Annotated in this window: 13 protein-coding genes and 1 tRNA gene; all 14 read left to right on the top strand. The window is 61.5% G+C overall.

Going from position 1 to position 13,204, the window contains the following annotated elements; translation table 11 throughout:
• Positions 1-111, top strand: a 111-nt coding sequence (locus tag AC0L3N_RS31605) for an EF-Tu C-terminal domain-related protein (RefSeq protein ID WP_023745017.1), incomplete at its 5' end; no start/stop codon positions are given.
• 412 nt (positions 112-523) lie between these two features.
• Positions 524-1,090: a hypothetical protein gene (locus AC0L3N_RS31600; RefSeq protein WP_473551486.1), complete on the top strand. Its 567-nt coding sequence runs from the start codon at positions 524-526 to the stop codon at positions 1,088-1,090.
• 446 nt (positions 1,091-1,536) lie between these two features.
• Positions 1,537-1,743 carry a hypothetical protein gene (locus AC0L3N_RS31595; RefSeq protein ID WP_473551485.1) on the top strand — a complete coding sequence of 69 codons (207 nt, stop codon included), beginning with the start codon at positions 1,537-1,539 and terminating at the stop codon, positions 1,741-1,743.
• Between the two features lie 217 nt (positions 1,744-1,960).
• Positions 1,961-3,589: a COG3904 family protein gene (locus tag AC0L3N_RS31590; RefSeq protein WP_473551483.1), complete on the top strand. Its 1,629-nt coding sequence runs from the start codon at positions 1,961-1,963 to the stop codon at positions 3,587-3,589.
• A 101-nt stretch (positions 3,590-3,690) separates the two neighbouring features.
• A complete protein-coding gene (locus tag AC0L3N_RS31585; RefSeq protein WP_473551482.1) occupies positions 3,691-4,173 on the top strand; it encodes a group II truncated hemoglobin in 483 nt (160 codons plus the stop codon).
• Between the two features lie 102 nt (positions 4,174-4,275).
• Entirely contained in the window at positions 4,276-4,782 is a 507-nt protein-coding gene (locus AC0L3N_RS31580; RefSeq protein WP_473551480.1) for a metal-dependent hydrolase, read from the top strand.
• A 35-nt stretch (positions 4,783-4,817) separates the two neighbouring features.
• A tRNA-Trp gene (locus AC0L3N_RS31575) sits at positions 4,818-4,893 on the top strand.
• A gap of 370 nt (positions 4,894-5,263) precedes the next feature.
• Positions 5,264-5,467: a preprotein translocase subunit SecE gene (gene secE, locus AC0L3N_RS31570; RefSeq protein WP_013531408.1), complete on the top strand. Its 204-nt coding sequence runs from the start codon at positions 5,264-5,266 to the stop codon at positions 5,465-5,467.
• A 27-nt stretch (positions 5,468-5,494) separates the two neighbouring features.
• A complete protein-coding gene (nusG, locus tag AC0L3N_RS31565; protein WP_006333333.1) occupies positions 5,495-6,022 on the top strand; it encodes a transcription termination/antitermination protein NusG in 528 nt (175 codons plus the stop codon).
• A 172-nt stretch (positions 6,023-6,194) separates the two neighbouring features.
• The gene (gene rplK / locus AC0L3N_RS31560; protein WP_029352163.1) at positions 6,195-6,623 is read left to right on the top strand and encodes a 50S ribosomal protein L11; all 429 of its coding nucleotides are present in this window, start codon (positions 6,195-6,197) and stop codon (positions 6,621-6,623) included.
• A gap of 4 nt (positions 6,624-6,627) precedes the next feature.
• On the top strand, positions 6,628-7,326 hold the full coding sequence (rplA, locus tag AC0L3N_RS31555; protein ID WP_095494992.1) for a 50S ribosomal protein L1: 699 nt from the start codon (positions 6,628-6,630) through the stop codon (positions 7,324-7,326).
• 415 nt (positions 7,327-7,741) lie between these two features.
• The gene (gene rplJ, locus AC0L3N_RS31550) at positions 7,742-8,260 is read left to right on the top strand and encodes a 50S ribosomal protein L10 (RefSeq protein WP_065011395.1); all 519 of its coding nucleotides are present in this window, start codon (positions 7,742-7,744) and stop codon (positions 8,258-8,260) included.
• A gap of 54 nt (positions 8,261-8,314) precedes the next feature.
• Positions 8,315-8,692 carry a 50S ribosomal protein L7/L12 gene (gene rplL / locus AC0L3N_RS31545; protein ID WP_023680442.1) on the top strand — a complete coding sequence of 126 codons (378 nt, stop codon included), beginning with the start codon at positions 8,315-8,317 and terminating at the stop codon, positions 8,690-8,692.
• Positions 8,693-8,944: 252 nt separating this feature from the next.
• Positions 8,945-13,081 carry a DNA-directed RNA polymerase subunit beta gene (gene rpoB, locus AC0L3N_RS31540; protein WP_473551479.1) on the top strand — a complete coding sequence of 1,379 codons (4,137 nt, stop codon included), beginning with the start codon at positions 8,945-8,947 and terminating at the stop codon, positions 13,079-13,081.
• Positions 13,082-13,204 lie beyond the last annotated feature (123 nt).

Below are 13,204 nucleotides of genomic sequence, written 5' to 3'. Positions count from 1 at the left end.
GTCGATGTCGAGCTGATCGTGCCGATCGCCATGGAAGAGAAGCTGCGCTTCGCCATCCGTGAAGGCGGCCGCACCGTCGGTGCCGGCATCGTCGTCACCATCAAAGAGTAATCGACGCCGGCATTTGTCGGATCGACAGGGAAGGGCGGTCTTCGGGCCGCCCTTTCTGCGTTGAAGCCTTGCCTGGCGGTCTCGTTGAAGCGGGCACGCCGTCATTTCAAAAGCTGTTGCAAGCCCCGCCATGTCAATTAGTATAGGTTGCATCGAGGGGGCTTTTGCCAAACGTGGTTCCGGGACGCCGTTCAGACAGTATGGCACGGTGGTGGCGCGGGCTGATTAGTCTGGCGCTGGTGGTCGTCATGGCGATGGCTGGCTTCGCTGCGAAGGCCGAGGATGTGTCCGATCCGAAGACATGGGATCCGAAGTCATGGTACCTTCCGGGCAGTTCGTCCGATGGTTTTTCGGAGATGCAACTCGTCGTCGTGCGCAGCAATGCGACCGGTTGCGAGCCTAATTGTCCGGAATGGATTTCGGCAGAAGGCGCCATCTCGGCGAGCACGCCAGTGCAGTTCAAGCGTATATTGAAGACGCTCGGCCGCCTAAACTGCCGATCATCGTCAATTCCCCGGGCGGCAATGTCGACGCTGCGCTCCGGCTCGGTCGAATAGTCCGCAAAAACAAGCTCGATATCGCCGTCGGTACGACCAAGTTTTTCGATTGTTGGCCCGGGATGAAGGATTGCCGGGCCAATGACGGCAAGGGCGCCGCATATTTCGGCATTGCGTCCGACGGCGGTGCCATGTGCAACTCCGCATGTCCGCTGATGTTAGCCGGAGGCGTCGGACGCGTGGTCGGCAGTTGGGCCCATCTAGGCGTCCATCAGATCACCACTACATATCGGCGCGAACAAGTATATTACCGCACCAAATACAGAATTGTGAACGGCCGGAAGAAGGTCATCGGCACCAAGGTCATCAGCCGTACTGAAGCTGACAGCTACAAGACCTATGAGATGAACAAGGCGCTTGAGAGGAGGCTCTCGGCCTATCTCAGGGAGATGGGTGTCGGCCAAGGGTACTGGACAGAATGAAGGCCACGCCCGCCAGCGACATCCGGCAGACCGCCCTCGCCGACATGCTCACGGTGAAGCTGGTCACCAGCACGGGCTCTCTCGACGTACTTACGCAGGCGGGCATATGCCGGCGGAGTCCTGCGCCGGCGAACTGCAGAGAGATCCCTGCGAATGCCAAGCCGCCCGAGGCCGCAGCGATCGAGGCGAAGGCCGGACCTTCTCAACCGGCTCAAGTCCTAATTTCTCAGCCGGCCACGCAGGTGACCAATGCCGGCGACGAAGGGTCGTACGGCAATCCCCCGCAAACTCTCATAGCCTGCATCGGAGGGGGATCGCCGGTAGCTGGGGCGAGCTCCACCTGTGATCCTGAGGTGGAACCAATGCCGGCTTGGCGTTGGGGCGTGGCGAGTGGCCCGTACACATCATCGGACATGAAGCCATGATCAGCCGGGGTATGCGACTGGTTGCGCCAGCCGGAGATCGAGACAGAAAAGGGCGGTCCTCGGGCCGCCCAACTCGAACCCGACGCGATTCTCCAGCACTGGCTGACGACGGGTTCTCAATCGGTGGACGAACTGACCGGCGACACCATCTGCAAGTCGCTGCCGAAGCCCGACAATTGCAGGGTTACGCCGTCAGCCAACGCCGCCGAGGCGCCCCCGAGGCTGTAGCTTCGCGCCGGCCATTAGTCGGCGCCGGCGTTGCCGGCCGATATCGAATACGAAAGGGCGGTCTTCGGGCCGCCGGTCTTTCTTTTTTGGGTGCAGCCGCCGCCTGCGGCGTCGCAAAACCTGTTGCAAGCTTTCAAAGCTGAACTAGTATAGCTTGCATTGCGGGGGGCTTGCCCGAATGGTTCTATGGCACCGTCTGAATAGCCAGACATGGTGGATGCTTGGGGTGATCTGCCTGGCATCGTTCCTAGTTATGGAACACGCTGCCTTCGCGGCGAACACCAAAAAATCCGCGCCGGATCTTGGCCCGACGATGCGGTTTGTCGCCGTCCGCAGCAGCGCGCCTGGTTGCGAACCGACCTGCCCGGAATGGATATCGGCTGAAGGCTCGATAGAAGCCGGCACGCCGGCCCTGTTCAAACGCACACTCAAGGGGCTTGGTGGCCGAAAACTGCCCGTTGTCGTGGATTCTCCCGGCGGCAACGTCGAAGCGGCGCTGACGCTTGGCCGGCTGCTCCGCAAGAACAAGCTCGATATCGCGGTCGGCAAAACCCAGTTCACCGGTTGCCAGCCCGATGCCAAGGACTGCAAGGAAAAGGACGGCAAGGGCGCTCGCTATTTCGGCAATGCCTATGCCGACGGCGCCATCTGCAATTCCGCTTGTCCGCTGATGTTTGCCGGCGGCATCAGGCGCGTGGTCGGGCAATGGGCCCATCTCGGCGTCCATCAGATCACCACGACCTACATCCGCACGAAATTGCAGTACCGGACCACCTATCGCGTGGTGAGAGGCAAGAAGAAAATCCTCAGCAAGAAGATCGTCGGCCGCAAGAACGCCGGCAGCTACAAGACCTACGAGATGAGCAAGTCGGTGGAGAAAAGACTGGCGGCCTATCTGAACGAAATGGGCGTCGGCCAGGCCGTGCTCGAGACGATGAAGAACACGCCGGCCAGCACCATTCAGCAACTGACCCCCTACGACATGCTGCAGACGAAGCTGGTTACCAGCCTGGATGCCGTCGACCTGCTGACCGCCGCAACCCTGTGCAACACCGATCCGGTGGCCGCGAACTGTAGAGAAATACCGGCGCCGGCCGGCGACGTGGTGGCGTACGCCAAGCCCGCTCCCGCCGCGTCGGTCGAACCCGAAACCGTGCACCGGGCCGATGTTGGCGATATGCGCTTCGTTCTGGTTCGCGGCAGAAGTTTTCTCTGCGATCCCAACTGCCCCGAATGGATCTCGGCGGAAGGCACGATCAGCGCTCAAACGCCGGAACGGCTGCGCCAACTGCTGGACACTATCGGTGCTCGGCGACTGCCCGTGGTGATCAACTCGCCGGGAGGTGACGTGCTCGGCGCTGTGGCCGCCGGAAGGTTGATCCGAGAACGCAAGCTCGGCGTGGCGGTTGCGCGGACGGACTTCATTGGATGCGAGCCGGACAAGGCGGATTGCACCGCCAAGGATGGCGTCTATGTCGGGCTCACGATCGATGCGAGCGGCGAATGTGGCGCGGCCTGTCCGATCATGCTTGCCGGCGGTGTCAGACGCCTTGTCGGTCCTCGCGCGCAGTTGATCGTGCATTCGATGGGGTTGGAGCAGCGGGTCAAAACCTATCTCAAAGACATGGCAGTCGGACCCGGCCTGCTGGTGGCGATGCGGTCGGTGCCGGCCTCGCGCCATCGGCAGCTCGAACCCGACATGATGTTGAAAGTCGGGCTGACGACCGGGCTTGAATCGGTCGATGAATTTACCGGTCCGACCATCTGCAAATCGGAGCCAAAGCCGGAGAATTGCCGCGTAGTGTCGACGTCCGAGGTTCAGGCCGACGCGCCGGTCAAGTTGTAAGGTGCAGACACCGCAGCCGGCCCAAACTGGCCATCGAGGCAGGTTGAGCTCCGCACGATCGTTCCGCTATCGTCGCTGACAGTTGCAATCGAGGATCGGTGATGAACGAGGACGTCCCGACATTGTTCGAATGGGCCGGCGGCACCGAAGCGCTGAACCGCCTGACCCAAACCTTCTACGGCAAGGTGTTTCAGGATCCGATCGTCGGCCCGGTGTTCAAAAACATGTCGCCGGACCATCCTGCCCATGTCGCGGCCTTCATCGGAGAGGTCTTTGGCGGACCGAAGACCTACAGCGAAGAGCATGGCGGCCACCGCGAGATGGTGATGCACCATCTCGGCAAGCATCTGAGCGAGGAACAGCGCCGCCGCTGGGTCAATCTGCTCGTTGATGCCGCCGATGAAGTCGGGCTGCCGGACGATCCGGAATTCCGCTCGGCTTTCACTGCCTATGTCGAATGGGGGTCGCGGCTGGCGAAGATGAACTCCAACCTTGGCGAGACCTGCGACCCGGAGACGGAACCGATGCCGGCCTGGGGCTGGGGCGTGCCCGGCGGCCCGTACAAGCCGCCGACCGAGAAATAGCCCTCTCCCTAGCCCGCTTGGGGCGAAGCGGGGTGACCCTTCCTGAATGCGCCACAATATGCCGCGACGTTCGAGCGATTCGGCAATGAACGAGGTTTGGCGATGCTGATCGCTCATCTTCCGGCTGGCTACATACTCGGTACTTTCGCGCGAAACCGTTGGCCCGGCAGATCGGGGATCATGGCTGCTATGCTCGGCAGCGTCTTCCCGGATATCGACATGCTCTACTTCCATTTTGTCGATGGCCGCCAGACCCATCACCACACCTACATCACGCATTGGCCGCTCTTCTGGGCAGCGGCCGGCCTTGTCGCATTGTCGCTCGCGAAATGGCGTGATCAGCGATATCTGGCCCTAGTCGGCGCCTTCTTTGCCGCCGCAATGATGCATATGATCCTGGACACCGTGGCCTCGCCTATAATGTGGCTAATGCCGTTCGACCGGCATGCGCTCGAACTCGTCACGGTTCCGGCCATGTACCGCAATTGGGTCATGAGCTTCATGCTGCATTGGACTTTTGCTCTCGAACTTCTCATATGCGCCTGGGCGCTGGCCCTCGGATTTCGACGATCGCAGCTCGTCGCGGCCACGCCTAAAAACTCGACTTGAGTTCTTGTCCGCTTTATGAAATAGCAGCGCGCGATACGGGCATAGCTCAGTTGGTAGAGCGGCGGTCTCCAAAACCGCAGGTCGTAGGTTCGAGCCCTGCTGCCCGTGCCATTTTTCGAAATGGCCAATTCATGAAAATGTCTGATCTTCTACGCATCGGCCTTTTGAAAATCGCGCGGTGGCTTGCCATATAGGCTGTTTTGAGGCATAAGAGCGCCATAGCCGGGACGGGACGACTGGATGGTTCCGATGCGGCGTTTGTCATAAAGCGGACACTTGCCACTTGCGTGGATCAAGAATCGGTTTTATGTAGACGAAACAGACACGCGACGCGTGGAGCTGGGAATCCGGCTTTACGCGTCCGATTTGCATGGGCGAAATGATTGCGCTGATTCGGCGCGAACACAGACTCATGCGGCACATCCCGGCCAGCGGGATCATCCAGGAGATCCGGTCAACGGGTCTCGCAGACAGGCGGCACATGGCTTCGAAAACCACAAATCCTTTCGTCTTTCTCCAGCAGGTTCGCGCGGAGACCGCCAAGGTGACTTGGCCGTCGCGTCGCGAAACGATGATCTCGACGGTGATGGTTCTGGCGTTCGCTGTGATCGCGATGATCTTTTTCTTTACTGCCGATCAGCTCATGGGCCTCGCGGTCGAGCAGATTCTGGGCATTGGACGCTAAGTCCGGCGATTACGGAGAAGTCTTGAGATGACTGCGCGGTGGTACATCGTCCACGCCTATTCGAACTTTGAAAAAAAGGTCGCTGAGGACATCGAGAACAAGGCCAAGCAGAAGGGCCTGTCCGCTGACATCGAGCAGATCGTGGTGCCGACCGAGAAGGTCGTCGAGATACGCCGCGGCCGCAAGGTCGATGCCGAGCGTAAGTTCTTCCCGGGCTACGTGCTCCTGAAGGCTAACTTGACCGACGCGGTGTTCTCACTCGTGAAGAACACGCCGAAGGTCACCGGCTTTCTGGGTGACTCGAAGCCGGTGCCGATCACCGAGGCCGAGGCGCAGCGCATCCTGAACCAGGTGCAGGAAGGCGTCGAGCGGCCGAAGCCGTCGGTCACTTTCGAGATCGGCGAGGCGATCCGCGTCTCGGACGGTCCGTTCGCGTCGTTCAACGGTTTCGTCCAGGAAGTGGACGAGGAGCGGGCGCGGCTCAAGGTGGAAGTTTCGATCTTCGGGCGCGCCGTGCCGGTCGATCTCGAATTCGGACAGGTCGAAAAAGGCTGATCCGAAATCCTTATCGCCCATGCGGCGGTGAGGGGAGGCGGCGTGGAAATCGCGGCCAAAACGGGTGGGAGGCGAATGCGGCTTTAGCCGGCCGCAGGAACCGCACCACCAGACTGCAACCGCCGGTGTTGCCCAGATAGTGGGGCCGGCATGAGATAAAGGCAGGAAAGAGATGGCTAAGAAAATTGCAGGCCAGCTCAAGCTCCAGGTTTCCGCGGGCTCGGCGACGCCGTCGCCCCCGATCGGACCGGCGCTTGGTCAGCGCGGCATCAACATCATGGAGTTCTGCAAGGCGTTCAACGCGCAGACCCAGGAAATGGAAAAGGGATCGCCGATTCCGGTCGTCATCACCTACTACCAGGACAAGTCGTTCACCTTCGTCATGAAGACGCCACCGGTGAGCTACTTCCTGAAGAAGGCCGCGAACCTGAAGTCGGGCTCGAAGGAGCCGGGCAAGGTCAAGGCCGGCACGATTGGCCGCGACAAGGTGCGCGCCATCGCCGAGCAGAAGATGAAGGATCTGAACGCAACCGATATCGAGGGGGCCATGCGCATGGTCGAGGGCTCCGCCCGCTCGATGGGTCTGGAAGTGGTGGGCTGAGATCATGGCAAAGATTGCAAAGCGTGTATCGAAGACCCGCGAAGGCATCGATCCCAACAAGGCCTATGCCTTGGGTGATGCGCTGAAGCTGCTCAAGGACCGGTCCTCGGTGAAGTTCGACGAGACCGTTGAAATCGCGATGAACCTGGGTGTCGACCCGCGCCATGCCGACCAGATGGTCCGTGGCGTGGTCAATCTGCCGAACGGCACCGGCCGTACCGTCCGCGTCGCCGTTTTCGCGCGTGGCGACAAGGCCGAGGAAGCCAAGGCGGCCGGCGCCGATATCGTTGGCGCCGAGGATCTGGTCGACATCGTCCAGAAGGGCACGATCGACTTCGATCGCTGCATCGCCACGCCGGATATGATGCCCCTGGTCGGCCGTCTGGGCAAGGTGCTCGGCCCGCGCGGCATGATGCCGAACCCGAAGGTCGGCACTGTCACCACCGACGTTACCGCCGCCGTCAAGGCATCGAAGGGCGGCGCGGTCGAGTTCCGCGTCGAGAAGGCCGGCATCGTTCATGGCGGCGTCGGCAAGATCTCGTTCGACGTCAAGGCGCTGGAGGAGAATGTCCGCGCCTTCGCCGACGCGGTGAACAGGGCCAAGCCGGCTGGTGCCAAGGGCAACTACGTCAAGAAGGTGTCGGTCACCTCGACGATGGGCCCGGGCCTCAAGCTCGACGTCTCGACGCTGGCGGCGTCCTGATACGAACTATTTGGATCGGCCGCTAAAGGGCTGATCCGCAAACAGAATTCCGGGCCTCCGACTTATCTTGGCGGCCCGGTACCGGAAGTCGGAAGGCTTCCGGACATCCTGTCCGAGATTGCGGGCGGCCCCAAGCCTTAGTTCAAGGGGGGGCCTTAATTCATGTGGGCCTGCATGAGACGGGTGAAGACCGGACAAAGGAGCGACTGCTCCAATGAAAGGTTCGAACCGTGTTTGCCTTTTGTCTGCGCACCATTCGGCTTGCCGGCTGGTGTGGCGAAAGGGGGCAGGATCCTCGAGCGTCGTTCGGGAGATCCGTTACTGGATGGCCCGACCGGCAAAAAGGCAACCCGACGCCTGTCCTCGTAATGGGAATGTTCCCGTTAACAGGATTGGGGTCAACTGGAGATAGGCAGTGGACAGAGCGGAAAAACGCGAACTCGTCACGGGCCTGAATGAAGCGTTTTCGGGCGCTGGTTCAGTCGTCGTGGCCCACTACGCCGGTATCACCGTCGCGCAAATGAACGACCTTCGGTCGAAAATGCGTGTCGCCGGTGGCACCGTCAAAGTCGCGAAGAACCGTCTCGCCAAAATCGCTCTTCAGGGCACGGACTCCGCATCGATCATCGACCTGTTCAAGGGACAGACGCTGATCGCCTATTCGGAGGATCCGATTGCGGCGCCGAAGGTCGCGTCCGATTTCGCCAAGGGAAATGACAAGCTCGTCATTCTCGGCGGCGCAATGGGCACCACCTCGCTCAACGCCGACGGTGTGAAGGCACTCGCCACACTTCCGTCGCTCGATGAGCTGCGCGGCAGGCTGGTTGGCATGATCGCCACGCCGGCAACCCGGATCGCCCAGATCGTCAATGCGCCTGCGGCTTCGGTCGCGCGTGTCATCGGCGCTTACGCCCGGAAGGACGAGGCGGCATGAGGCCGTTCCTCGCTATCACAAACACACGTTCGAACCCTATGAAGGAATATTGCAATGGCTGATCTGGCAAAGATCGTAGACGACCTTTCGAAGCTGACCGTCCTCGAGGCGGCCGAGCTGTCGAAGCTTCTGGAAGAAAAGTGGGGCGTTTCCGCTGCTGCTCCGGTGGCGGTTGCCGCCGCTGGCGGTGCCGCGGCTGCTGCTGCTCCGGTCGAGGAAAAGACGGAATTCGACGTCGTCCTCACCGAGGCGGGCGCTCAGAAGATCAACGTCATCAAGGAAGTTCGCGCCATCACCGGTCTTGGCCTCAAGGAAGCCAAGGACCTGGTCGAGGCGGCTCCGAAGCCGGTCAAGGAAGCTGTTTCCAAGGCCGACGCGGACAAGTTCAAGGCGCAGCTGGAAGCAGCCGGCGCCAAGGTCGAACTGAAGTAAGCGTTTGATATCGGCGGGCGGCTTCGCGCCGTCCGCCACTCCCTTGGCGCGAAGGGAGGCTGCGTAACGCGAAGAGTACGAAAACCTCTTTCCTGAGGGCCGTGAACCGGCCTTCAGGAAACGGGTTTTCTCCCGTTTTGGCCGGCCACCGACAGGTGGCGGGTGAACAAATAAAGGCCGCCGGCGAGGTGGCCGAGAATGCAAGGCGAGCCGCGGCGAGGCTCGCCCCGAGAATCGAGCTAAGGAGCGACGATGGCCCAGACACAAACTTTCAATGGCCGCAGACGCGTACGCAAATTCTTCGGAAAGATTCCGGAAGTTGCGGAGATGCCGAACCTGATCGAGGTTCAGAAGGCATCCTATGACCAGTTCCTGATGGTCTGGGAGCCCAAGGGCGGGCGTCCTGACGAGGGACTGCAGGCGGTTTTCAAATCGGTGTTCCCGATTTCCGACTTTTCCGGCTCCTCGATGCTGGAATTCGTGAAGTACGAGTTCGAAGCACCGAAATTCGATGTTGACGAATGCCGTCAGCGCGACCTGACCTATGCCGCGCCACTCAAGGTGACGCTGCGCCTCATCGTGTTCGATATCGACGAGGATACCGGCGCCAAGTCGATCAAGGACATCAAGGAGCAGGACGTCTACATGGGCGACATGCCGCTCATGACCTTGAACGGCACTTTCATCGTCAACGGCACCGAGCGTGTCATCGTCTCGCAGATGCACCGTTCGCCGGGCGTCTTCTTCGACCATGACAAGGGCAAGTCGCATTCGTCCGGCAAGCTGCTGTTTGCCGCGCGGGTCATCCCCTATCGCGGCTCGTGGCTCGACATCGAGTTCGACTCGAAGGACGTCGTGCACGCCCGCATCGACCGCCGCCGCAAGATTCCGGTGTCGTCGCTGTTGATGGCGCTCGGCATGGACGGCGAGGAGATCCTGTCGACCTTCTACAACAAGATCACGTACAAGCGCGCTGGCGACCATTGGCGCATCCCGTTCAACGTCGAGCGTTTCCGCGGCCTCAAGGCGGTTGGCGACCTGGTCGATGCAGACTCCAATGAGGTCGTCGTCGAAGCCGGCAAGAAGATCACTGCCCGCCAGGCCCGTCAGCTCGGCGAAAAGGGTCTCAAGGCGATCAAGGCGACCGACGAGGATCTGCTTGGCAACTACCTTGCCGAGGACATTGTCAACTACGCGACCGGCGAGATTTTCCTCGAAGCCGGCGACGAGATCGATGAAAAGACGCTGAAGGTGCTTCTCAGCGCCGGCGATGACGAGATCAAGGTTCTCGACATCGACCATGTCAATGTCGGCGCCTATATCCGCAACACGCTCAACGTCGACAAGAACGAGAGCCGCCAGGACGCGCTGTTCGACATCTACCGCGTCATGCGCCCCGGCGAGCCGCCGACGCTCGAAACCGCCGAAGCCATGTTCAACTCGCTGTTCTTCGACAGCGAGCGCTATGATCTGTCGGCCGTCGGCCGCGTCAAGATGAACATGCGCCTCGAGCTCAAGGCCGAGGATACCGTGCGCGTGTTGCGCAAGGATGACATCCTGGCCGTGGTCAAGACGCTGGTCGAACTGCGCGACGGCAAGGGCGAGATCGATGACATCGACAATCTCGGCAATCGCCGCGTGCGTTCGGTCGGCGAGCTGATGGAAAACCAGTACCGCGTCGGCCTGCTGCGCATGGAGCGCGCGATCAAGGAGCGCATGTCCTCGATCGAGATCGACACGGTGATGCCGCAGGACCTGATCAACGCCAAGCCGGCGGCTGCCGCCGTGCGCGAGTTCTTCGGTTCCTCGCAGCTGTCGCAGTTCATGGACCAGACCAACCCGCTGTCGGAGATCACCCACAAGCGCCGTCTCTCGGCGCTTGGACCCGGTGGTCTGACCCGCGAGCGCGCCGGCTTTGAGGTGCGCGACGTGCACCCGACGCATTACGGCCGCATCTGCCCGATCGAGACGCCGGAAGGCCCGAATATCGGTCTGATCAACTCGCTGGCCACCTTCGCGCGCGTCAACAAGTACGGCTTCATCGAGAGCCCGTACCGCAAGATCGTCAATGGCAAGCTGACCAATGAGGTCGTCTATCTGTCGGCGATGGAAGAGGCAAAGCACCACGTCGCGCAGGCCAATGCCGAGCTCGACAAGAATGGTGGTTTCGTCGACGAATTCGTCATTTGCCGCAATGCCGGCGAAGTGATGATGGCGCCGCGCGAAAACGTCGATCTGATGGACGTGTCGCCGAAGCAGATGGTGTCGGTGGCCGCGGCCCTGATCCCGTTCCTCGAGAACGACGACGCCAACCGCGCGCTGATGGGCTCCAACATGCAGCGTCAGGCCGTGCCGCTGGTGCGCGCCGAAGCGCCGTTCGTCGGCACCGGCATGGAGCCGATCGTCGCCCGTGACTCGGGCGCCGCCATCGGCGCCCGCCGCGGCGGCATCGTCGACCAGGTGGACGCGACGCGTATCGTCATCCGCGCTACGGAAGATCTCGATCCCGGCAAGTCGGGCGTCGACATCTACCGCCTGATGAAATTCCAGCGTTCGAACCAGAACACCTGCATCAACCAGCGTCCGCTGGTGCGTATGGGTGACCGGGTCAACAAGGGCGACATCATCGCCGACGGTCCATCGACCGAACTCGGCGATCTGGCGCTCGGCCGCAACGTGCTGGTCGCGTTCATGCCGTGGAACGGCTACAACTACGAGGACTCGATCCTCTTGTCCGAGCGCATCGTCGCCGACGACGTCTTCACCTCGATCCACATCGAGGAGTTCGAGGTCATGGCGCGCGACACCAAGCTCGGGCCGGAGGAGATCACGCGCGACATTCCCAACGTCTCGGAAGAAGCGCTGAAGAACCTCGACGAGGCCGGCATCGTCTATATCGGTGCGGAAGTGCAGCCGGGCGACATCCTGGTCGGCAAGATCACGCCGAAGGGAGAAAGCCCGATGACGCCGGAAGAAAAGCTTCTGCGCGCCATCTTCGGCGAAAAGGCATCGGACGTGCGTGACACCTCCATGCGCATGCCGCCCGGAACCTTCGGCACCGTCGTCGAAGTGCGCGTCTTCAATCGCCACGGTGTGGAGAAGGACGAGCGCGCCATGGCGATCGAGCGCGAGGAGATCGAACGCCTCGCCAAGGACCGCGACGACGAGCAGGCGATCCTCGACCGCAACGTCTATTCGCGCCTGTCCGACGTACTCGTCGGCAAGGACGCGATTGCCGGGCCGAAGGGCTTCAAGAAAGGCTCGAAGCTGTCGAAGGACACGCTCGACGAGTATCCGCGTTCGCAGTGGTGGCAGTTTGCTGTGGAGAACGAAAAGCTCCAGAGCGAACTGGAAGCCTTGCGTGGCCAGTACGACGATTCCAAGAAGGCGCTCGAACAGCGCTTCATGGACAAGGTCGAGAAGGTGCAGCGCGGCGACGAGATGCCTCCCGGCGTCATGAAGATGGTCAAGGTCTTCGTAGCCGTGAAGCGCAAGATGCAGCCTGGCGACAAGATGGCCGGCCGGCACGGCAACAAGGGTGTCGTGTCGCGGATCGTTCCGGTCGAGGACATGCCGTTCCTCGAGGACGGCACGCATGCCGACATCGTGCTCAACCCGTTGGGTGTGCCGAGCCGCATGAATGTCGGCCAGATCCTGGAGACGCATCTGGGCTGGGCTTGCGCCGGCATGGGCAGGAAGATCGGCGAGCTGATCGACGCGTACAAGACAGGCGGCGACATCAAGCCGCTGCGCAAGACGCTCGAGAGCTTCATGCCGGCCAACGACCGCAACGAGCCGATCCGCGACTATGACGACGAGAGCGTCGTTCGCCTCAGTGAGCAGATGCGCCGCGGCGTCTCCATCGCGACACCGGTGTTCGACGGCGCGCACGAGGCCGACATCAACATCATGCTGGAGCAGGCGGGCCTGCACACCAGCGGCCAGTCGCAGCTCTATGACGGACGCACCGGCGAACCGTTCGATCGCAAAGTGACAATGGGCTACATATATATGCTCAAGCTTCACCACCTTGTGGACGACAAGATCCACGCGCGTTCGATCGGGCCGTACTCGCTCGTTACCCAGCAGCCGCTGGGCGGCAAGGCGCAGTTCGGTGGCCAGCGCTTCGGCGAGATGGAGGTCTGGGCGCTCGAAGCGTACGGCGCCGCCTACACGCTGCAGGAGATGCTGACGGTGAAGTCGGACGACGTCGCCGGCCGCACCAAGGTCTACGAGGCGATCGTCAGAGGCGACGACACGTTCGAGGCCGGCATTCCCGAGAGCTTCAACGTTCTCGTCAAGGAAATGCGGTCTCTGGGCCTCAATGTCGAGCTGGAGAACACCAAGCTGGACGACAACCCGGTTCGGCTGCCCGACGCGGCCGAGTGAGCACGACGTGCGCGCGGGGGGGACGGGACCGCGCCCCGCCCAACACGCCCAAAAAGAGGTGTCCCGGATAGGGCACAGCAAAAGCCGAAAAAAAAAAAATAGATGGACGGAATGCGCGGCAAA

The organism is Mesorhizobium sp. WSM4807 (assembly GCF_055811615.1).
Note: the sequence above shows the minus strand (reverse complement) of the source record. Positions and strands in the feature narration are given on the sequence as shown.

Bases quoted from the DNA above. Each gene is read 5' to 3' on its own strand.
- AC0L3N_RS31600 (WP_473551486.1), top strand. From the start codon at position 524: ATGGATTTCGGCAGAAGGCGCCATCTCGGCGAGCACGCCAGTGCAGTT.
- AC0L3N_RS31590 (WP_473551483.1), top strand. From the start codon at position 1,961: ATGCTTGGGGTGATCTGCCTGGCATCGTTCCTAGTTATGGAACACGCT.
- AC0L3N_RS31585 (WP_473551482.1), top strand. From the start codon at position 3,691: ATGAACGAGGACGTCCCGACATTGTTCGAATGGGCCGGCGGCACCGAA.
- AC0L3N_RS31580 (WP_473551480.1), top strand. From the start codon at position 4,276: ATGCTGATCGCTCATCTTCCGGCTGGCTACATACTCGGTACTTTCGCG.
- secE (WP_013531408.1), top strand. From the start codon at position 5,264: ATGGCTTCGAAAACCACAAATCCTTTCGTCTTTCTCCAGCAGGTTCGC.
- nusG (WP_006333333.1), top strand. From the start codon at position 5,495: ATGACTGCGCGGTGGTACATCGTCCACGCCTATTCGAACTTTGAAAAA.
- rplK (WP_029352163.1), top strand. From the start codon at position 6,195: ATGGCTAAGAAAATTGCAGGCCAGCTCAAGCTCCAGGTTTCCGCGGGC.
- rplA (WP_095494992.1), top strand. From the start codon at position 6,628: ATGGCAAAGATTGCAAAGCGTGTATCGAAGACCCGCGAAGGCATCGAT.
- rplL (WP_023680442.1), top strand. From the start codon at position 8,315: ATGGCTGATCTGGCAAAGATCGTAGACGACCTTTCGAAGCTGACCGTC.
- rpoB (WP_473551479.1), top strand. From the start codon at position 8,945: ATGGCCCAGACACAAACTTTCAATGGCCGCAGACGCGTACGCAAATTC.